Below are 19585 nucleotides of genomic sequence, written 5' to 3'. Positions count from 1 at the left end.
TTCCCTTGGGGAGTGTTCCCGTGTACCGATCTTGAGAAGGAGCCGCGCGGGACACGCATCGCGCGGCTCTGTCCCACTTCCGTTCGACAGGGGCGCTGCGTGAAAGGGCTCCCCTCAACAAGGCGGGCGGGGGCAACCCCGCTATGGTGTGATGGCTCGACAGGACGCGAACAATGCATTCGCGATGACGTCGTTTCTGTACGGCGGCAACGCAGCGTATATTGAAGATCTTTATGCGCGCTTCAAGGAAGACCCCGGCTCGCTCGACGAGACGTGGCGCGACTTCTTCTCGAACCTCTCGGACGAGAAGGCGGACGTTCTGAAGGAGGCGCGCGGCGCATCCTGGAAGCGGCCCGACTGGCCGATCTCGGCCAATGGCGACCTGATCAATGCCCTCGACGGCAATTGGGCGCCGGTCGAAAAGACCCTCGGCGACAAGATCAAGGCCAAGGCGGACACCCGTGGCGAGGCGCTGACGGAAGCCGCGGTGCAGCGGCAGTCGCGCGATTCCGTGCGGGCGCTGATGATGATCCGCGCCTACCGCATGCGCGGCCATCTCCACGCCGACCTCGATCCGCTCGGCCTCAGCCAGCCCGGCGATCACGAGGAGCTGCACCCCTCGTCCTACGGCTTCACCGAGGAAGACTGGGACCGCAAGATCTTCATCGATCACGTTCTGGGTCTTGAGTTCGCGACCATCCGCGAGATGCTCGACATCCTCAAGCGGACCTATTGCTCGACGCTCGGCGTCGAGTTCATGCACATCTCCAACCCGGCCGAAAAGTCGTGGATCCAGGAGCGCATAGAGGGACCGGACAAGGAGATCGAGTTCACGCCGAAGGGCAAGAAGGCGATCCTCAACAAGCTGCTCGAGGCCGAGGGCTTCGAGAAGTTCCTTGACGTCAAATACACCGGCACCAAGCGCTTCGGTCTCGATGGCGGCGAGGCGCTGCTGCCCGCGCTTGAGCAGATCATCAAGCGCGGCGGCGCGCTTGGCGTGAAGGAAATCCTGTTCGGCATGGCCCACCGTGGCCGCCTCAATGTGCTTGCACAGGTTCTCGGCAAGCCGCTGCGCGCGATCTTCCACGAGTTCAAGGGCGGCTCCTTCGCACCCGACGACGTCGAGGGTTCCGGCGACGTGAAGTACCACCTCGGCGCCTCCTCGGACCGCGAGTTCGACGGCAACAAGGTGCACCTGTCGCTCACCGCCAACCCGTCGCATCTGGAGATCGTCGATCCGGTGGTGCTCGGCAAGGCGCGCGCCAAGCAGGATCAGCTTTCCGCCGTCGACGGCCGTTTCGTCGAGACGACCGAGGTCGATCGCTCCAAGGTGATGCCGCTGCTGCTGCATGGCGATGCGGCCTTCGCCGGCCAGGGCGTCGTGGCCGAGTGCTTCGGCCTGTCGGCCCTGCGCGGCCACCGCACCGGCGGTTCGGTCCACTTCATCATCAACAACCAGATCGGTTTCACGACCAATCCGCGTTTCTCGCGCTCCTCGCCCTATCCGTCCGATGTGGCGAAGATGATCGAGGCGCCGATCTTCCACGTGAACGGCGATGATCCGGAAGCGGTGGTCTTTGCCGCCAAGGTCGCCACCGAGTTCCGTCAGCTCTTCGGCAAGCCGGTGGTGATCGACATGATCTGCTACCGCCGCTTCGGCCACAATGAGTCCGACGAGCCGGCGTTCACCCAGCCGATCATGTACCGCAAGATCCGCAAGCATCCCACGACGCTGCAGATCTACGCGGACAAGCTGGTGGCCGAGGGTGTGGTTTCCGCCGAGGAGGTCGACGCCATGCGGGCCGAGATCCGCGCGCGTCTCGACACCGAGTTCGACGCCGGACAGGCCTACAAGCCGAACAAGGCCGACTGGCTCGATGGAAAGTGGGCCGGCATGCGCCAGGCGCAGGATCTCGACGATCCGCGTCGCGGCCAGACCGGCGTCGCCAGCGGCGAGCTGGAGCTGGTCGGCAAGGCGCTGACCACGGTTCCCGACGGCTTCAACGTGCACCGCACGATCCGTCGGTTCCTCGACAACCGCCAGAAGATGTTCGAGACCGGCCAGGGCTTCGACTGGGCGACGGCCGAGGCGATGGCCTTCGCCACGTTGCTGCTCGAGGGGCATCCTGTGCGTCTGTCGGGTCAGGATTGCGAGCGTGGAACCTTCTCGCAGCGCCACTCCGTCCTCTACGATCAGGAAGACGAGGGCCGCTACATCCCGCTCAATCACCTGCGGGACGACCAGTCGCGCTACGAGGTCATCAACTCGATGCTCTCGGAAGAGGCGGTGCTCGGTTTCGAATACGGCTACACGCTGACCGAGCCGAACGCGCTGACGCTCTGGGAAGCCCAGTTCGGCGATTTCGCCAATGGCGCGCAGGTGATCTTCGATCAGTTCCTGTCGTCGGGCGAGCGCAAGTGGCTGCGCATGTCGGGCCTCGTCTGCCTGCTGCCGCATGGCTACGAGGGTCAGGGACCGGAGCACTCTTCCGCCCGGCTCGAGCGCTTCCTGCAGATGTGCGCGGAAGACAACATGCAGGTCGCCAACTGCACCACGCCGGCGAACTACTTCCACATCCTGCGCCGTCAGCTGAAGCGCGACTTCCGCAAGCCGCTGATCCTGATGACGCCGAAGTCGCTGCTGCGCCACAAGCGCGCCGTGAGCCGCTTCGACGAGTTCGCCGAGGGGTCGAGCTTCCATCGGCTGCTGTGGGACGATGCCCAGCATCCGGGCATGAGCGACATCAAGCTGGTCGACGACAAGAAGATCCGCCGGGTCGTTCTGAGCTCGGGCAAGGTCTACTATGACCTGTTCGAGGAGCGCGAGAAGCGCGGCATCGACGATGTCTATCTCCTGCGCGTCGAGCAGCTCTATCCGTTCCCGACCAAGGCCCTGGTGACCGAGCTGTCGCGGTTCAAGGACGCCGAGATCGTCTGGTGCCAGGAAGAGCCCAAGAACATGGGTTCCTGGTTCTTCGTGCAGACCTACATCGAATGGGTCCTGTCGCAGATCGATGCCAAGCACCAGCGTCCGCGCTACGTCGGTCGCGCCGCTTCGGCGGCCACCGCGACCGGCCTGATGTCGAAGCATCTGGCCCAGTTGCAGGCATTCCTGGACGAGGCCTTCGCCGAATAAGGCGGGCGCGGCGCGGGGGCGGCATGACGCCGGCCCCGCGCCACCGCCGTCAAGAAGTCTGACCGATTTTTCGCCCGTGCGCCGGACCGCGCCACGGGACAGGGCGGACCCCGGCAGGTCCGTCGCATTGCGTCGGGACCGCTTCCGCCCCGCGCTGCCACCGGATGAAAGAGATTGAGATCATGGCGACCGAAATTCGAGTGCCCACGCTTGGCGAATCCGTAACCGAGGCAACCATTGCCCAGTGGTTCAAGAAGCCCGGCGAACAGGTGAATGCCGACGAGCCGATTGTCGAGCTGGAGACGGACAAGGTAACGGTGGAAGTCCCCGCCCCGGCCTCCGGAACCCTCGGGGAGATCCTGGTCAAGGAAGGCGACACCGTCGAGGTCGGCACGCTGCTCGGCCAGATCGAGGAAGGCGCTGGCGCCGCCAAGCCTGCCGCCGCGAAGTCCGCGCCCGCCGCCGCGGCGAAGTCCGATGACGGCAAGGGTGGAAACGACAAGGGTGGCGACGACAAGGGCGGCGAGACCGTCGACGTGGTGGTGCCCTCGGCTGGCGAGAGCGTCACCGAGGCCGATGTCGGCGAATGGTTCGTCAAGGTCGGCGACACGGTGAAGGCCGACGACATCCTCGTCGAGCTGGAGACCGACAAGGCAGCTCAGGAAATTCCGGCGCCCGCTGGCGGCAAGATCGTCGAGATCGCGGTCGCCACCGGCGACACGGTGAGCCCGGGCACGCTTCTCGCCCGCATCGCAACCGGCGCCGGCGCCGGCGCTGCCGCCGCTGCCACCGCTCCGAGCGCTGACAAGGCCGCCGCGAAGCCGGCAGCCGCCGCATCGTCCATGCCGCCGGCTCCGTCCGCGTCGAAGATGCTGGCCGAAAAGGGCGTCGATGCCTCGCAGGTCGAGGGCTCGGGCAAGCGCGGCCAGGTGCTCAAGGGTGACGTGATTGCCGCCGCTGCCGCCGGCTTCGCCCAGAGCGCGCCTGCCGCCTCCGCGCCGGCTGCCGCCCGTGCCCCGTCGGTTGCCGAGGATGCGGCGCGCGAAGAGCGCGTGCGCATGACCAAGCTGCGCCAGACCATCGCCCGCCGTCTCAAGGACGCGCAGAGCACGGCCGCCATGCTGACCACCTACAACGAGGTGGACATGGGCCCGATCATGGAGTTGCGGAAGTCCTACAAGGATCTCTTCGAGAAGAAGCACGGCGTCAAGCTCGGCTTCATGGGCTTCTTCACCAAGGCCGTCTGCCATGCGCTGAAGGAGATCCCGGCGGTCAACGCCGAGATCGACGGCACCGACGTGATCTACAAGAACTTCTGTCACATCGGCGTTGCCGTCGGCACCGACCGCGGCCTCGTCGTGCCGGTGGTGCGCGATGCCGACCAGATGTCGATCGCCGAGATCGAGAAGGAAATCGCCAACCTCGGCCGCAAGGCGCGTGACGGCAAGCTCGGCATGAACGACATGCAGGGCGGCACCTTCACCATTTCCAACGGCGGCGTCTACGGCTCGCTGATGTCCTCGCCGATCCTCAACGCGCCGCAGTCGGGCATTCTCGGCATGCACAAGATCCAGGAGCGGCCGATGGTCGTGAACGGACAGATCGTTGCCCGCCCGATGATGTATCTGGCGCTCAGCTACGACCACCGCATCGTCGACGGCAAGGAGGCGGTGACCTTCCTCGTGCGCGTCAAGGAGAGCCTCGAGGACGTGCAGCGTCTCGTCCTCGACCTCTGATCCCGGCGAACGAACACGGGCTCCGGGCGGCGATCCCGTCCGGAGCCTGTCCCCGCGGGTGTGATCCTTGCCGCTCGCGGCATACGGCGCGCCCGTCCGGGCGGCCGGTCGAGGGGAAGCGGGCATGAAGGCAACCGTCAGCCGTTTGCAGGCGAACTGGGTTTACGGCGGCGCGCTTGCCGGCGTCGGCCTTCTGGCGCTTTCTCCGCTCCTGACTGCCGGCTGGCCACTTGGCCAGCTCCTGGTCTGGCTTGTCCTGCCCGTCTACATGCTGCACCAGCTCGAGGAACATGACGGTGACCGCTTCCGTCTCTTCGTCAACGCCACCATCGGGCGCGGACGCGAGGCGCTGAGCGTGCGCGACGTCTTCGTGATCAACGTCTTCGGCGTGTGGGGCGTCATGGTCGTGACGCTCTGGCTGATGCGCGCCGTCGCGCAAGGGTGGGGGTTGATCGGGATCTATCTCGTGCTGGTCAACGCGGTTCTGCATCTGGTGCAGGCGCTCGCCATGCGGCGCGTCAATCCGGGGCTCTGGACGGCCCTCGCCCTGTTCCTGCCGCTTGGAGCATGGGGGCTTGCCGAACTGGGGCCGCAGGAGACACTTGCCCTGCACGCCGTTTCGCTTGCCGTCGTCGTTGTGCTTCATGGCGCGATCATGGTGACGGTGCGTCGCAGGCTGGCGAGCGCCTGACGAGGAGGAGGTGTTTATGGGACCCGAATTTCTTCTCACCGCCCTCGTGGTGGTGCTCGTTCCGGGCACTGGCGTGGTCTACACGGTGGCCACCGGGCTCTCCCGGGGGCGGGCTGCGGGCATCGCCGCAGCCTTTGGCTGCACGCTTGGCATCGTCCCGGCACTGCTGGCCGCGATGTTCGGGCTCGCGGCCCTGCTTCATGCCAGCGCGCTTGCCTTCCAGGTGTTGAAATACGCCGGCGCCGCCTATCTCTTCTACCTCGCCTGGCAGGCGCTGCGGCAAGGCGGCCCGCTCGCCTTCGATCGCGCGGCCGCCGGGCCGGCGGATCTGGTCGCGGTGGCGCGCAACGGGTTTCTCATCAACGTGCTGAACCCGAAGCTCTCGCTGTTTTTCCTGGCCTTCCTGCCGCAGTTCGTCAGCCCGCAGGCCGGGCCGGTCACGCTGCAGGTGCTGGGGCTCGGCGGCGTCTTCATGGGGCTGACGCTGGTGGTTTTCATCGGCTACGGTCTGTTCGCGGCGGCGGTGGGGGCAAGGCTCCTGTCAAGCCGCCGTGCCATGGCGTGGCTCGGGCGCACGGTAGCCGTGGCGTTCGCCGGTTTCGGCCTGCGTCTGGCACTGGCGGAGCGCTAGGGCGGCTGCGGGCCGTTCAAACGAACGAACAGGGGATCCGATGAGCGAGAGTGTTGTGATCGTGACGGGGGGAAGCCGGGGCATTGGCGCGGCCGCCGCCCTGCGTCTGGCGGCGCCAGGCACCACCGTGCTGCTGACCTATGTCTCCAGCCCGGCCCGCGCCGACGAGGTGGTTGCCGGGATCCGGGCACGCGGCGGCAAGGCGGTGGCCCTTCAGGCCGACGTGGCGAGCGAGGCGGACTGCCTGAAGACCTTCGCCGAAGCCGACCGGCTTGGCCGGCTCACGGGCCTGGTCAACAACGCCGGCGTGGTCGATGTCGCCGCACCGCTCACCGACATGTCCTTCGAGCGGCTGCGGCGCATGTTCGACGTCAACGTGCTCGGAACGATGATCTGCGCCCGTGAAGCGGTGAAGCGCATGTCCACGGCGCATGGCGGCAAGGGCGGGGGGATCGTCAACCTGTCGTCCGCCTCCGCGAAGCTCGGCTCGCCGTCGCAATATATCGACTACGCCGCCGCCAAGGGCGCGATCGATACCTTCACCGTCGGTCTTGCCAAGGAGGTGGCGCGCGAGGGCATCCGCGTCAACGCCGTGCGTCCGGGCATCATCGAGACGGAGATCCACGCCTCGGGCGGCGATCCCGATCGCGCGGCGCGCATGGCCGCCGAGCTTCCTATGGGGCGGGCGGGAACAGCGAATGAATGCGCCGAGGCCATCGCGTGGCTGCTCTCGGATGCGGCGAGCTACACCTCCGGCGCCATCCTCGACGTGTCGGGCGCCCGGGCCGTCGTGCCCTGAGACGCCGGCGTCACGGACTAACATGAACAACGGCGGCGCGGTCCGCCCTTGCGAACAGGAAAAGAGGCGAAAGCAATGTCCAACTTCGATCTCGTCGTCATCGGCACCGGTCCCGGCGGTTATGTCTGCGCCATCAAGGCGGCCCAGCTCGGCCTCAAGGTCGCGGTCGTCGAGAAGCGCGCCACCCATGGCGGCACCTGCCTCAACATCGGCTGCATCCCCTCCAAGGCGCTGCTGCATGCCTCCGAGCAGTTCGAGGAGGCGGAGCATTCCTTCGAGGGCATGGGCATCAAGGTCGGCAAGCCGAAGCTCGACCTCAAGGCGATGCTCGCCTTCAAGGACAAGGTCGTCGACAGCAACGTCACCGGCATCGACTTCCTGTTCAAGAAGAACAAGATCACGCCGTTCCACGGCACCGGCCGCATCGTTTCCGCCGGTCGCGTCGAGGTGACGTCGGCGGAGGGCAAGACCGAAACCGTCGAGGCCAAGGCGATCGTCATCGCCACCGGCTCCGACGTGGTCCAGCTTCCCGGCGTCGAGATCGACGAGAAGCAGGTCGTCTCCTCCACCGGTGCGCTGACGCTGGAGAAGGTTCCGGGCAAGCTCATCGTCATCGGTGCCGGCGTCATCGGCCTCGAGCTCGGCTCCGTCTGGCGCCGCCTTGGCGCCGAGGTCACCGTGGTCGAATACATGGACAAGATCCTCGGTCCGATGGACGGCGACGTCTCCAAGTCGTTCCAGCGCATCCTGAAGAAGCAGGGCATGGAGTTCCGCCTGTCGACGAAGGTCACGGCGGTGGAGAAGAAGGGCAAGCAGGTCGCCGTCACGGTCGAGCCCGCGGCTGGCGGCGAGGCCGCGGCCGAGACGCTCGAGGCCGACGTGGTGCTCGTCGCCATCGGCCGCCGTCCCGTGACCGCCGGCCTCGGCCTTGAGGAGGCCGGCGTCGCGCTCGACGAGCGCGGCCGGGTCAAGACAGACGGCCACTACCAGACCAATGTCGCCGGCATCTACGCCATCGGCGACGTGATCGCCGGCCCGATGCTCGCCCACAAGGCCGAGGATGAGGGCGTCGCACTGGCGGAGATCCTCGCCGGCCAGGCCGGCCACGTGAACTACGGCGTCATCCCGGGCGTGGTCTACACCTCGCCCGAGGTCGCCGACGTCGGCAAGAGCGAGGAGACGCTGAAGGCCGAGGGCGTCGACTACAAGGTCGGCAAGTTCTCCTTCATGGCCAACGGCCGCGCCAAGGCGATGGGCCACACCGAGGGCTTCGTCAAGGTGCTCGCCGACGCGCAGACCGACCGGGTGCTCGGCGTTCACATCATCGGCCATGGTGCCGGCGAGATGATCCACGAGGCGGCCGTGCTGATGGAATTCGGCGGCGCGTCGGAGGATCTGGCGCGCACCTGCCATGCCCATCCGACGATGAGCGAGGCGGTCAAGGAAGCCGCCATGGCCGCCTTCTCCAAGCCGATCCACGCCTGAGTGGCGCGGTCCGCCCGGCCGCGCATCGCATAACGACAAGATCCGCCCGCGCCGGTCTCTCCGGCGCGGGCGGTTTGCGTTTCGCAGGCTGTTCACCGGGGCGAGCCCGGTCGCGGAGACCACGCGAAAACAAGCGCTTCTATGGCGCGCCGCCCGGGAAAATTCTTTTATAAGCCGGCTTACTGCCTTGTCATGATCGCCGCGTGGAACTCGGGCCTGGCGTTGCGATCATGCGGATGAAGCGTCACCAGCGCCTCGATCCGGTCGTCCATGGTGATGATCTCGATCTCCCGGGCGCCAAACAGTCCGGGGAAGGTGGCGACGATCCGGCCCGTGGCGTTTCTATGCGCCTGCACCCATCCCCATTTGCAGTCGCGCGGTGCGCATTTGACAAAGGCGCGCATGCGAAACGCGACGCCGTCCTTGCCAACGCAGCGGCTTTCGATCTCGATCCGGCGGATCTGCTGCGTCCGCGCCCTGGTGTTGATCCAATGACCGGTCTCGGGCGTGATGCAGGTCCTCTCCTCGGCAATGGCATCGGTGGGGACGAGAAGCGCCGCCAGCGCCAGGAAGAGCGTCGAAAGGGCAGGGAGCATCAGGTGCATGGCGGCCTCTCGGGCGGGTTGGCTGCTGTCACGCGCGCGACAACAGCGGCAGGCGCGTGTCTATGGCGTCCGCGCGGCGGACGTCCCGCCGCGCGGGTGGGCCTTGTCGAAGGCATCGAGCAGGCGCGCGGCGTCGACCTCGGTATAGATCTGCGTGGTGGAAAGGCTCGCGTGGCCGAGCAGTTCCTGAATGGTGCGCAGGTCGCCGCCGCCGGCGAGCAGATGTGTTGCGAAGGAGTGGCGCAGCGCGTGCGGCGTGGCGCTGTCGGGCAGGCCGAGCGCGCTGCGCAGTCGCGCCATGGCGTATTGCACGATGCGCGGATTGAGCGGCCCGCCCCGTGCCCCGAGAAACAGCGGCCCGTCGGGCTGCGGCGCATGGGGGCTGAGCGCCAGATAGCTCTCCACTGCCTCGCTCACCACCGGCAGCACCGGCACGATGCGCTCGCGCCCGCCCTTGCCGCGCACGCGCAGGGTCCTGGTGCCCTTGCGCGGGGCCGTGCGCCCGGTCAGCGACAGCGCTTCGGAGATGCGCAGCCCGCAGCCATAGAGCAGCGTCAGCACGGCGGCGTTGCGGGCGGCGATCCAGGGTTCCGCGTCAAGCCCGCTGTCGGCGTCGACAAGGGTCATGGCGTCTCCGGCCGAAACCGGCTTGGGCAGCGAGCGGGGTTGCCGGGGCGGGCGCACGACCGTGCTTGCCGCCGCATTCACCTGCCCGCGCGTTTCGAGAAAGCGCAGGAAGGAACGCACGCCCGCCAGTCCGCGCGCCAGTGATCGGCTGCCGACGCCGCTCTGCCTGCGGCTTGCCAGGAAACCACGATAGTCGGCCGGGCGAAGGTCGGCGAGATGGGCGAGCGCTGGCGGTTCGCCAAGATGTCCGGTCAGGAAACGGAGGAACTGACGCAGGTCGCGCTCATAGGCAATGAGCGTCTTGTCGGCGAGGCGGCGCTCACCACCAAGGTGATCGAGCCAGTCGCCGACCGCCGCGTTCACATCCGGCCTTGCACACACAAGAAGCGAATCGCCATCCGTCATCGCGCGATTCTAGCAGACGCCTGCGATTTTCGCGCGCATTTGGCCTTGCGGCGATGTGACCCGCGACCGCCGCCGACCTGCCGTTACGTCCGCGCTTTTCCCGCAAGTCTTCCGGCACCCGCTCCGGCACGCCTGCTCCGGCACGCCCACTCCCCGCCCGGGCGTGTCGCTCCCCCCACCTCGGTGTCACCCCGGGCTTGACCCGGGGCCTACTCGTTTCCAGAGCCCCCGCCCTGTCGCCCCAGCCCCGGAGGCGGGCTGCAATCCCGGGTGGGGGGCCACGTGCGCGAACCCTCCGGAGGCACGCCTGGCGTTTGCCCGGGAGGGCGGTTGCGGCGAAGGCGGGCGATGTTGAGGTGCGGCTGCGGCCTGTGCCGGCGTGGATTAGGTCCCGGGTCAAGCCCGGGATGACGTCCGGCGGAGGGGCGAAGGCCGAGCGAGCACTGAGGGCAGGGGGGGGCGGGGGCTGGGCAAGTTGAAGGGTTGAAGACTGAGGTATGCGAGGGTTGGGGGGAAGGTGAGGGGGCTGATGATTGAGGTATGCGCAAGGGCCGAGATCCGCGCCTACGCCCCGTAGGCCGCTCCCCCCACCTCGGTGTCACCCCGGGCTTGACCCGGGGCCTACTCGTTTCCAGAGCCCCCGCCCCGTTGCCCCGGCCCCGGAGGCGGGCCGCAGGCTCGGGGGGGGGCGACACGCTCGAACCCTCCGGAGGCACGCCTGGCGTTTGCCCGGGAGGATGGTCGCAGGGGTGCAGGAAGCTTGGCACAAAAAAGGGCCGGAGGTTGCCCCCCGGCCCCGAACTGATCACAGGCGCGAGGCGCCCGGTCTTACAGGATGCTCTGGCCGGTCTTGGCCCAGTCCGAGAGGAACTGCTCGAGGCCCTTGTCGGTCAGCGGATGCTTGACCAGGCCCTTCAGCACCGCCGGCGGCACCGTGGCGACGTCGGCGCCGATCAGCGCGCAATCCTTGACGTGGTTGGCGGTACGGATCGAGGCGGCGAGAATTTCGGTCTCAAAGCCGTAATTGTCGTAGATCACCCGGATCTCGCGGATCAGGTCGAGCCCGTCGATGTTGATGTCGTCGAGACGGCCGATGAAGGGCGAGATGAAGCTGGCGCCGGCCTTGGCGGCGAGCAGCGCCTGGTTGGCCGAGAAGCACAGGGTGACATTGACCATGTGGCCGTCGCCGCTGAGCGCGCGGCAGGCCTTGAGCCCGTCCAGCGTCAGCGGCAGCTTGACGGCGATGTTGTCGGCGATGGCGGCAAGCGAGCGGCCTTCGGCGATCATCGCCTCGGCCTCGGTCGCGGTGACCTCTGCGGAGACCGGACCCTCGACCAGATCGCAGATCTCGGCGATCACGTCCTTCATCGGCCGGCCGGCCTTGAGGATCAGCGAGGGGTTGGTCGTCACGCCGTCCAGGAGACCGGTTTCGGCGAGGTCGCGGATCTCGCCGGTGTCGGCGGTATCGACGAAGAACTTCATGGCGGGGCAGGGCTCCCTTGGCGGAATGGTGTCGAATGCCGGGCGGCATTGCCCGCGCCCCGTCTCCTTACCATTTTAAGCCGGGCCGGGAACCGTCCCGCCCGCAAAAAGACGCGCCCGCTTGCGAAAAGCGCAAAAGACGTGAATGACGACATCCGCCACGCCGCTCTGCAATCCGCGCGGCGATGGGCGTAGGGTGGCTCCCGGGGAGGCGTCCGATTCGCCCGCCGCGCGGCGCACAAGGCCGCGACTGCCCGACGACCCGCCGCAGGACCATGACGAACCGACCGCCCGCCCGCACCATCGACGATCTCTTCGCGAAGGATGGCCCGCGCCGCAACGTGCCGAAGCTGGCCCGCGTGCTGCTGCCGGTCGCCATCGGCATGGCCTACAGCTACCGGGTGCCCGAGGGCATGACGGTTGAGCCCGGCACCATCGTGCGCGTTCCGCTCGGCCCGCGTGAGGTCGTCGGCGCGGTCTGGGGGCTGGAAGAGGATGCAGCCGGGGTGGCCCCGGCACGGCTCAAGGACATCCTCCATGTCTATGATGATGTGCCGCCGCTCAGGGAGGATCTGCGCGCCCTGGTCGACTGGGTTGCCGGCTGGACGCTGGCGACGCCCGGCATGGTGCTGCGCATGGTGTTGCGCTCGGAAGCGGCCCTGGAGCCCGAACCGCCGGTGGCCGGCGTGCGGCGGGTCGAGGCGGCGGCCGCGCCGGAGCGCCTGACACCGGCGCGCAAGCGCGTGCTGGCGGCCCTGGAGGACGGCTTCGCCTGGTCGAAGAGCGGGCTTGCCCATGCCGCCGGCGTCAGCACCTCGGTGGTGGACGGGCTGATCGCCCACGGCGCTCTCGAGGTGGTGGAGATGCGCCGCTCGCCCGCGCCGCCCGCGCCCGATCCGGATTTTGCCAGGATACCGCTCACCGGGAGCCAGCAGGCGGCGGCGGACACGCTGGTCGAGGCGGTCGGCAAGGGGTTTGCCACCTTCCTCATCGACGGCGTCACCGGCTCGGGCAAGACGGAGGTCTATTTCGAGGCCGTGGCTGAGGCGATCCGCCAGGGCCGGCAGTCGCTGGTGCTCATTCCCGAGATCGCGTTGACCAGCGCCTTTCTCGAGCGGTTCGAGCGCCGCTTCGCCGTGCGTCCGGCCGAATGGCATTCGCAGATCACGCCGAAACAGCGCGCCGCCGTGTGGCGGGGCGTCGGCAACGGCGACGTGCGGGTCGTCGTCGGCGCACGCTCGGCGCTGTTCCTGCCGTTCTGCGAGCTGGGGCTCGTCGTCGTCGACGAGGAGCATGACACGGCCTACAAGCAGGACGACCGGGTGCCCTACAACGCCCGCGACATGGCGGTGGTGCGCGGCCATCTGTCGCGCTTTCCGGTGGTGCTGGCCTCGGCGACGCCTTCCGTCGAAAGCCGGGTGAACGCCGATGCCGGACGTTACCGGCTGATCGAACTGCCCGAGCGGGCGACGGGCGCGCCCATGCCCGAGATCTCCATCGTCGATCTGCGCCAGGACGGTCCCGATCGCGGTCAGTGGATCGCGCCGGTCCTGCGCCGGGCGATCGCCGACACGTTCGCCGGCGGTGGTCAGTCGCTGCTGTTCCTCAACCGGCGCGGCTACGCTCCTCTGACGCTCTGCCGCACCTGCGGTCACCGGTTCCAGTGCCCCAATTGTTCCGCCTGGCTGGTCGAGCACCGGTTTCGCGGGCAGCTCGCCTGCCACCATTGCGGCCATTGCGAGCCGACGCCGGACCATTGCCCTGCCTGCGGCGACACCCAGTCGCTGGTTGCCTGCGGCCCCGGAGTCGAGCGCATCGCCGAGGAGGCGAGCGACCTTTTTCCCGAGGCGCGCGTGCTCGTGCTGTCGTCCGACATGCAGGGCGGGACGGAGCGCATGAAGCGCGAGATGAAGGTGATCGAGGAGGGCGGGGCCGACATCGTCGTTGGCACCCAGCTCGTCGCCAAGGGCCACAACTTCCCGCTGATGCGGCTCGTGGGCGTCATCGACGCCGATCTCGGACTGGCCAACGGAGACCCGCGCGCGGCCGAGCGCACCTTCCAGCTCCTCGCCCAGGTGACGGGCCGCGCCGGGCGCATTGGCGGCGGCGGACGCGGGTTCCTGCAGACCCATGCGCCCGAGCATCCGGTGATCCGCGCGCTTGCCAGCGGGGATAGCCGTGCCTTCTATGATGCGGAAATCGCGGCGCGACGTGTTGCCGGCCTGCCGCCCTTCGGCCGGCTCGCGGCGCTCGTCGTCTCCGGCCCCGACAAGGCTGCGGCGGAAGCGCAGGCCCGCGCCCTTGCCCGCTGCGTGCCGGCCGATCCCTCGCTGACCGTGCTCGGTCCGGCCGAGGCGGCGATGGCCGTCGTGCGCGGCCGCCACCGCTTCCGCCTGCTTGCCATGGCACCGCGCGGTGTCGACCTGCAGAAGCTGCTCCGGGCCTGGCTCGTGGCCGCGCCGAAACCGCGCGGCGGAGTCCGCGTCCAGGTCGACGTCGATCCGCAGAGCTTCTTTTGACGGGGCAGGCCTGGCGGATTCGCAAAAATGCCGGAAAAAGCCCTCCCGCCGTCGGGGCGCGACAAAATTACGTCATTTTCGCGCGTGAAAAGTCGAAAATGCCGCGATACGCTGGCGATACGCTGGGGAAACCGTGGCCGGGACAGGGAATCCCGGGCTTGGCGGGACATTGCGGCGGGACGGGAAAAGCGGGTTTGACGGCCCGCTCGGGGCCGGTTTCCTCCACATGTGCCCATTTTCCTGAAGTTTGGCGCATTTGAGTCGCGCCGCTATGTTGCTCACATGTGAAGCCTGTGCTAATCGAAGCGCGGCTTTGCGGGGTACGAGCGGGCTCGCATCTTCCCCGGTCTGAAAAATGTCGATTTACCAACGCCTTGCGGACGGCTTTGCCGGACGTATGGGCTTAAACCCGCCTCAGAGAGCACGGACCCTGTGACCGACAACGTAACTCTCATTTCAGGTGTGGCTTCCCGTTATGCGACGGCGCTGCTCGACTTGTCAGAGGAGCAGGGCTCCGTGGCGGAGGTCGAGAAGGCACTCTCCGCGTTCGAGAAGCTTCTCCAGGACAGCGAAGACCTGCGTCGTCTCGTGACGAGCCCGGTCTTCTCCGCCGACGAGCAGCTCAAGGCGCTGACCGCCGTTCTCGACAAGGCCGGCATCGGCGGCCTTGCTGCGAACTTCGTGAAGCTCGCTGCCCGCAACCGCCGCCTCTTCGCGGTGCCGTCGATGATTGTCGCCTACCGCGCCGCGCTCGCAGAGCGCCGTGGCGAGCTTCCCGCCGACGTGGTGTCGGCCAGCGCGCTCTCCGACGAGCAGCTGGCGTCCCTCACGAAGTCGCTGAATGAGGCGACGGGCAAGTCGGTGATGATTTCGGCGAAGGTCGATCCCTCTCTGATCGGTGGCCTGGTGGTCAAGGTCGGTAGCCGGATGATCGACACTTCGCTCAAGACCAAACTCAATTCCCTCAAGTTCGCTATGAAAGAGGTCGGCTGATGGATATTCGGGCCGCGGAAATCTCCGCCATCCTCAAGGACCAGATCAAGAACTTCGGCCAGGAAGCCGAAGTTTCGGAAGTTGGTCATGTGCTTTCTGTCGGTGACGGCATCGCTCGCGTCTATGGCCTCGACAAGGTCCAGGCCGGTGAGATGGTCGAATTCCCCGGCGGTATCAAGGGCATGGCGCTGAACCTCGAGACCGACAACGTCGGTATCGTGCTGTTCGGCTCCGACCGTGACATCAAGGAAGGCGACACGGTCAAGCGGACCGGCGCCATCGTCGAGATCCCGGTTGGCAAGGGCCTGCTCGGCCGCGTCGTCGACCCGCTCGGCCAGCCGCTCGACGGCAAGGGCCCGATCGAGGGTTCCGAGATGCGCCGCGTCGACGTCAAGGCGCCGGGCATCCTGCCGCGCAAGGGCGTTCACGAGCCGATGTCGACGGGCCTCAAGGCCATCGACGCTCTGATCCCGGTTGGCCGCGGCCAGCGCGAGCTGGTCATCGGTGACCGTCAGACCGGCAAGACGGCAATCATTCTGGACACGTTCCTGAACCAGAAGCCGATGCACGCGACGGACAATGAGGGCGAGAAGCTCTATTGCATCTACGTCGCCGTCGGCCAGAAGCGTTCGACCGTCGCCCAGTTCGTCAAGCAGCTCGAGGAATCGGGCGCTCTCGAGTACTCGGTGATCGTCGCCGCGACGGCCTCCGATCCGGCGCCGCTGCAGTTCCTGGCGCCGTTCTCCGGCACCGCCATCGGCGAGTTCTTCCGCGACAACGCGATGCACGCCGTGATCGGGTACGACGATCTGACCAAGCAGGCCGTGGCCTATCGCCAGATGTCCCTGCTTCTCCGTCGTCCGCCCGGACGTGAAGCCTTCCCGGGCGACGTGTTCTATCTCCATTCTCGCCTGCTCGAGCGTTCGGCCAAGCTCAACGACGCCAATGGCGCCGGTTCGCTGACCGCCCTTCCGGTCATCGAGACCCAGGGCAACGACGTCTCGGCCTTCATTCCGACCAACGTGATCTCGATCACCGACGGCCAGATCTTCCTCGAGACGGATCTGTTCTTCCAGGGCATCCGCCCGGCGGTGAACGTCGGTCTGTCGGTGTCGCGCGTGGGCTCCTCGGCTCAGATCAAGGCGATGAAGCAGGTTGCCGGCAAGATCAAGGGCGAGCTGGCCCAGTATCGCGAGATGGCGGCCTTCGCCCAGTTCGGTTCGGACCTCGACGCCACGACCCAGCGCCTGCTGAACCGTGGTGCGCGCCTGACCGAGCTTCTGAAGCAGGGTCAGTTCCAGCCGCTGAAGACCCAGGAGCAGGTCGCCGTCATCTATGCCGGCGTCAATGGCTACCTGGACAAGCTGCCGGTCAACAAGGTCAAGGACTTTGAAGACGGTCTGCTTCTGAACCTGCGCGGCGAACATGCGGATCTCCTGGATGGTATCTGGGAGAAGAAGGCGCTCGACGCCGACCTTGAGGCTCGTCTCAAGGCGGCCATCGAGGCCTTCGCCAAGAACTTCGCCTGACGCGACCGACGGCATCCAGGACAAGGGGCGGCCATGCCGAGCCTGAAGGACTTACGAAACCGGATCGCCTCCGTTAAGGCGACGCAGAAGATCACCAAGGCCATGCAGATGGTGGCCGCGGCGAAGCTGCGTCGCGCGCAGGAGGCGGCCGAGGCCGCGCGGCCCTATGCGGAGCGTATGGAGGCGGTGCTCGCCAACATCGCCACCGCATTCGAGGGGCGTGACGACGCACCGCGCCTCTTCGCCGGGACCGGCAAGGACGACGTGCATCTGCTCGTCGTCGCCACGGCGGAGCGCGGCCTGTGCGGCGGCTTCAACTCCTCGATCGCCAAGCTGGCGCGCGAGCGGGCAAAGACGCTGATCGCGCAGGGCAAGACGGTGAAGATCGTCTGCGTCGGCAAGAAGGGCTTCGATCTTCTGAAGCGCGATCTCGCGAGCCACATCATCCAGACCGTGGAACTGCGGCATGTGAAGCGCGTCGCCTTCGAGAACGCAGACGAGATCGGCGATCTCGTTCGCAAGATGTTCGATGCGGGCGAGTTCGATGTCTGCACTCTGTTCTACGCACGGTTCCAGTCGGTGATCAGCCAGATCCCGACGGCGCAGCAGCTCATTCCGGTGACCTTCGACAAGTCGGCATCCGAGAGCGAAGAGGCGGCCACGCTCTACGAGTACGAGCCGGACGAGGCGGAGATCCTCGAGGATCTTCTCCCGCGCAACATCTCGGTGCAGATCTTCCGGGGTCTTCTTGAGAATGCGGCTTCCGAGCAGGGTGCGCGTATGAGCGCGATGGACAACGCCACGCGCAACGCCGGTGACATGATCAACAAGCTGACGCTCAACTACAACCGTCAGCGGCAGGCTCAGATCACCAAGGAGCTGATCGAAATCATCTCGGGCGCCGAGGCGCTCTGACCGGATCGAGACGAGGATAGCAATATGGCTGACAAAGCAGTCGGGCGGATCACTCAGGTCATCGGCGCCGTGGTCGACGTCAAGTTCGACGACCACCTGCCGCCGATTCTCAACGCCCTTGAGACCGACAACAACGGCAACCGCCTCGTGCTTGAGGTGGCCCAGCATCTCGGCGAGCACACGGTTCGCACCATCGCCATGGACGCGACCGAAGGTCTCGTTCGCGGCCAGAAAGTCGTCGACACCAACGAGCCGATCTCGGTTCCCGTTGGCGCCGGCACGCTCGGCCGCATCATGAACGTCATCGGCGAGCCGGTCGACGAGGCCGGCCCCATCGTTCACGAGACGAAGCGCGGCATCCACCAGGAAGCCCCGAGCTTCACCGAGCAGTCCACGGAGGCGGAAATCCTCGTGACGGGCATCAAGGTCGTCGACCTGCTCGCGCCGTACGCCAAGGGCGGCAAGATCGGCCTGTTCGGCGGCGCCGGCGTCGGCAAGACCGTGCTCATCATGGAGCTGATCAACAACATCGCCAAGGCGCACGGCGGCTACTCCGTCTTCGCCGGTGTGGGTGAGCGTACCCGTGAGGGCAACGATCTCTACTGGGAGATGATCGAGTCCAACGTGAACCGCGATCCCAAGGAGCACGACGGTTCGACCGAGGGTTCCAAGTGCGCGCTGGTTTACGGTCAGATGAACGAGCCCCCCGGAGCCCGTGCCCGCGTGGCGCTGACCGGCCTCACCGTTGCCGAGCATTTCCGTGACGAAGGCCAGGACGTGCTGTTCTTCGTCGACAACATCTTCCGCTTCACGCAGGCGGGTTCGGAAGTGTCGGCGCTTCTCGGCCGTATTCCCTCGGCCGTGGGCTACCAGCCGACGCTCGGCACCGACATGGGTGCGATGCAGGAACGCATCACCACCACGACCAAGGGGTCGATCACCTCGGTGCAGGCCGTCTACGTGCCGGCCGACGATCTGACCGATCCGGCGCCGGCCTCGACCTTCGCCCACCTTGACGCCACGACGGTTCTCAACCGTTCGATCGCCGAGAAGGGCATCTACCCGGCCGTGGATCCGCTCGATTCGACCTCGCGTATCCTCGATCCGCGCATCATCGGCGACGAGCACTACGAGACGGCCCGTGCCGTGCAGGCGACCCTGCAGCGCTACAAGGCGCTCCAGGACATCATCGCCATTCTCGGCATGGACGAGCTCTCGGAAGAGGACAAGCTCACCGTGGCGCGCGCCCGCAAGATCGAGCGCTTCCTCTCGCAGCCGTTCTTCGTTGCCGAGATCTTCACCGGTTCGCCGGGCAAGCTCGTTGCGCTCGAAGACACGATCAAGGGCTTCAAGGGCCTGGTCGACGGCGAGTACGACCACCTCCCGGAGGCGGCCTTCTACATGGTCGGTTCCATCGATGAGGCGATCGAGAAGGCGCAGCGTCTGGCGGCCGAAGCGGCCTAACCAAACCAGGAATAGAGGACCGATATGGCCGCAGCATTCCAGTTCGAGCTCGTTTCGCCGGAGCGCCTGCTCGTCTCCGAGGAGGTGACGCAGGTGGTCGTGCCGGGAAGCGAGGGCGAGTTCGGCGTCATGGCCGGTCACGCGCCGTTCGTTGCAACGCTGCGTCCGGGGTTCCTCAAGGTTTCCCGGACGGGCGGTGACGAACTCGACTTCTTCGTCCGCGGCGGCTTCGCCGAGGTCGGCGCGAATGGTCTGACCGTTCTGGCCGAGCGTGCGATCAAGAGCGAGGAACTCCACGCGGAGGAAATCGCCAAGCAGATCCGCGACGCGGAAGAGGACGTCAAGGATGCCTCCGACGAGGCCGTTCGCGACAGGGCCTTGCAGACGCTCCAGCAGCTTCGCGATGTCGAGGCAGCGCTGAAGTCGCTCTGAGCCGAGCCACCAGCCAGCAATATCAAACGCCCGGGAGCACCGCTCCCGGGCGTTTTTCGTTGGGCAGCCTTCCTGCGTGGACACGGCGCGCCTGCGAGGGCACAAAAAAAAGGGCGCACCGGCGAGGCGGTGCGCC

The 19585-nt window shown here is 67.0% G+C and carries 15 protein-coding genes; 12 read left to right on the top strand and 3 right to left on the bottom strand.

Going from position 1 to position 19585, the window contains the following annotated elements:
- The first annotated feature begins 151 nt into the window (after window positions 1–151).
- The 6 genes from ACSLUQ_RS14555 to lpdA all read left to right on the top strand — a co-directional run bounded on the left by ACSLUQ_RS14555 (window position 152) and on the right by lpdA (window position 8478).
- Window positions 152–3136 carry a 2-oxoglutarate dehydrogenase E1 component gene (locus ACSLUQ_RS14555; RefSeq protein ID WP_417771814.1) on the top strand — a complete coding sequence of 995 codons (2985 nt, stop codon included), beginning with the start codon at window positions 152–154 and terminating at the stop codon, window positions 3134–3136.
- A 182-nt stretch (window positions 3137–3318) separates the two neighbouring features.
- Entirely contained in the window at window positions 3319–4872 is a 1554-nt protein-coding gene (gene odhB / locus ACSLUQ_RS14550) for a 2-oxoglutarate dehydrogenase complex dihydrolipoyllysine-residue succinyltransferase (RefSeq protein WP_461808921.1), read from the top strand.
- Window positions 4873–4996: 124 nt separating this feature from the next.
- Entirely contained in the window at window positions 4997–5563 is a 567-nt protein-coding gene (locus tag ACSLUQ_RS14545) for an HXXEE domain-containing protein (RefSeq protein WP_461808920.1), read from the top strand.
- 16 nt (window positions 5564–5579) lie between these two features.
- The gene (locus ACSLUQ_RS14540) at window positions 5580–6194 is read left to right on the top strand and encodes a LysE family translocator (protein ID WP_417771817.1); all 615 of its coding nucleotides are present in this window, start codon (window positions 5580–5582) and stop codon (window positions 6192–6194) included.
- A gap of 40 nt (window positions 6195–6234) precedes the next feature.
- A complete protein-coding gene (locus tag ACSLUQ_RS14535; protein ID WP_417771818.1) occupies window positions 6235–6993 on the top strand; it encodes an SDR family oxidoreductase in 759 nt (252 codons plus the stop codon).
- 75 nt (window positions 6994–7068) lie between these two features.
- On the top strand, window positions 7069–8478 hold the full coding sequence (gene lpdA / locus ACSLUQ_RS14530) for a dihydrolipoyl dehydrogenase (RefSeq protein ID WP_461808919.1): 1410 nt from the start codon (window positions 7069–7071) through the stop codon (window positions 8476–8478).
- A gap of 179 nt (window positions 8479–8657) precedes the next feature.
- Here the strand turns inward: lpdA and ACSLUQ_RS14525 are convergent, their stop codons facing one another.
- From ACSLUQ_RS14525 to fsa, 3 genes are all read right to left on the bottom strand, one after another.
- Window positions 8658–9083: a hypothetical protein gene (locus ACSLUQ_RS14525; RefSeq protein WP_461808918.1), complete on the bottom strand. Its 426-nt coding sequence runs from the start codon at window positions 9081–9083 to the stop codon at window positions 8658–8660.
- A gap of 60 nt (window positions 9084–9143) precedes the next feature.
- Window positions 9144–10115 carry a tyrosine recombinase XerC gene (locus tag ACSLUQ_RS14520; protein ID WP_461808917.1) on the bottom strand — a complete coding sequence of 324 codons (972 nt, stop codon included), beginning with the start codon at window positions 10113–10115 and terminating at the stop codon, window positions 9144–9146.
- Between the two features lie 828 nt (window positions 10116–10943).
- Window positions 10944–11597, bottom strand: coding sequence for a fructose-6-phosphate aldolase (gene fsa / locus ACSLUQ_RS14515; protein WP_417771822.1), 654 nt, complete (start codon window positions 11595–11597; stop codon window positions 10944–10946).
- Between the two features lie 275 nt (window positions 11598–11872).
- On the opposite strand from fsa, the gene ACSLUQ_RS14510 reads away from it, so the two are divergent.
- The 6 genes from ACSLUQ_RS14510 (at window position 11873) to ACSLUQ_RS14485 (ending at window position 19449) form a co-directional block, all read left to right on the top strand.
- The gene (locus ACSLUQ_RS14510) at window positions 11873–14116 is read left to right on the top strand and encodes a primosomal protein N' (protein WP_461808916.1); all 2244 of its coding nucleotides are present in this window, start codon (window positions 11873–11875) and stop codon (window positions 14114–14116) included.
- 432 nt (window positions 14117–14548) lie between these two features.
- Entirely contained in the window at window positions 14549–15109 is a 561-nt protein-coding gene (locus ACSLUQ_RS14505; protein ID WP_417771824.1) for a F0F1 ATP synthase subunit delta, read from the top strand.
- The gene (gene atpA, locus ACSLUQ_RS14500; protein ID WP_417771825.1) at window positions 15109–16638 is read left to right on the top strand and encodes a F0F1 ATP synthase subunit alpha; all 1530 of its coding nucleotides are present in this window, start codon (window positions 15109–15111) and stop codon (window positions 16636–16638) included. Before ACSLUQ_RS14505 ends, atpA begins: the two co-directional genes overlap by 1 nt.
- Before the next feature lie 33 nt (window positions 16639–16671).
- Window positions 16672–17553, top strand: coding sequence for a F0F1 ATP synthase subunit gamma (locus ACSLUQ_RS14495; RefSeq protein WP_417771826.1), 882 nt, complete (start codon window positions 16672–16674; stop codon window positions 17551–17553).
- A 24-nt stretch (window positions 17554–17577) separates the two neighbouring features.
- Window positions 17578–19017 (top strand): F0F1 ATP synthase subunit beta, encoded by a 1440-nt coding sequence (gene atpD / locus ACSLUQ_RS14490; RefSeq protein WP_417771827.1) that lies wholly within the window; start codon window positions 17578–17580, stop codon window positions 19015–19017.
- Between the two features lie 24 nt (window positions 19018–19041).
- Window positions 19042–19449 (top strand): F0F1 ATP synthase subunit epsilon, encoded by a 408-nt coding sequence (locus ACSLUQ_RS14485; protein ID WP_417771828.1) that lies wholly within the window; start codon window positions 19042–19044, stop codon window positions 19447–19449.
- The last annotated feature ends 136 nt before the right edge of the window (window positions 19450–19585 follow it).

This window comes from Stappia sp. ICDLI1TA098, assembly GCF_054880955.1.
The sequence above is the reverse complement of the archived record's forward strand: the minus strand, read 5'-3'. Positions and strand labels throughout refer to the sequence as shown.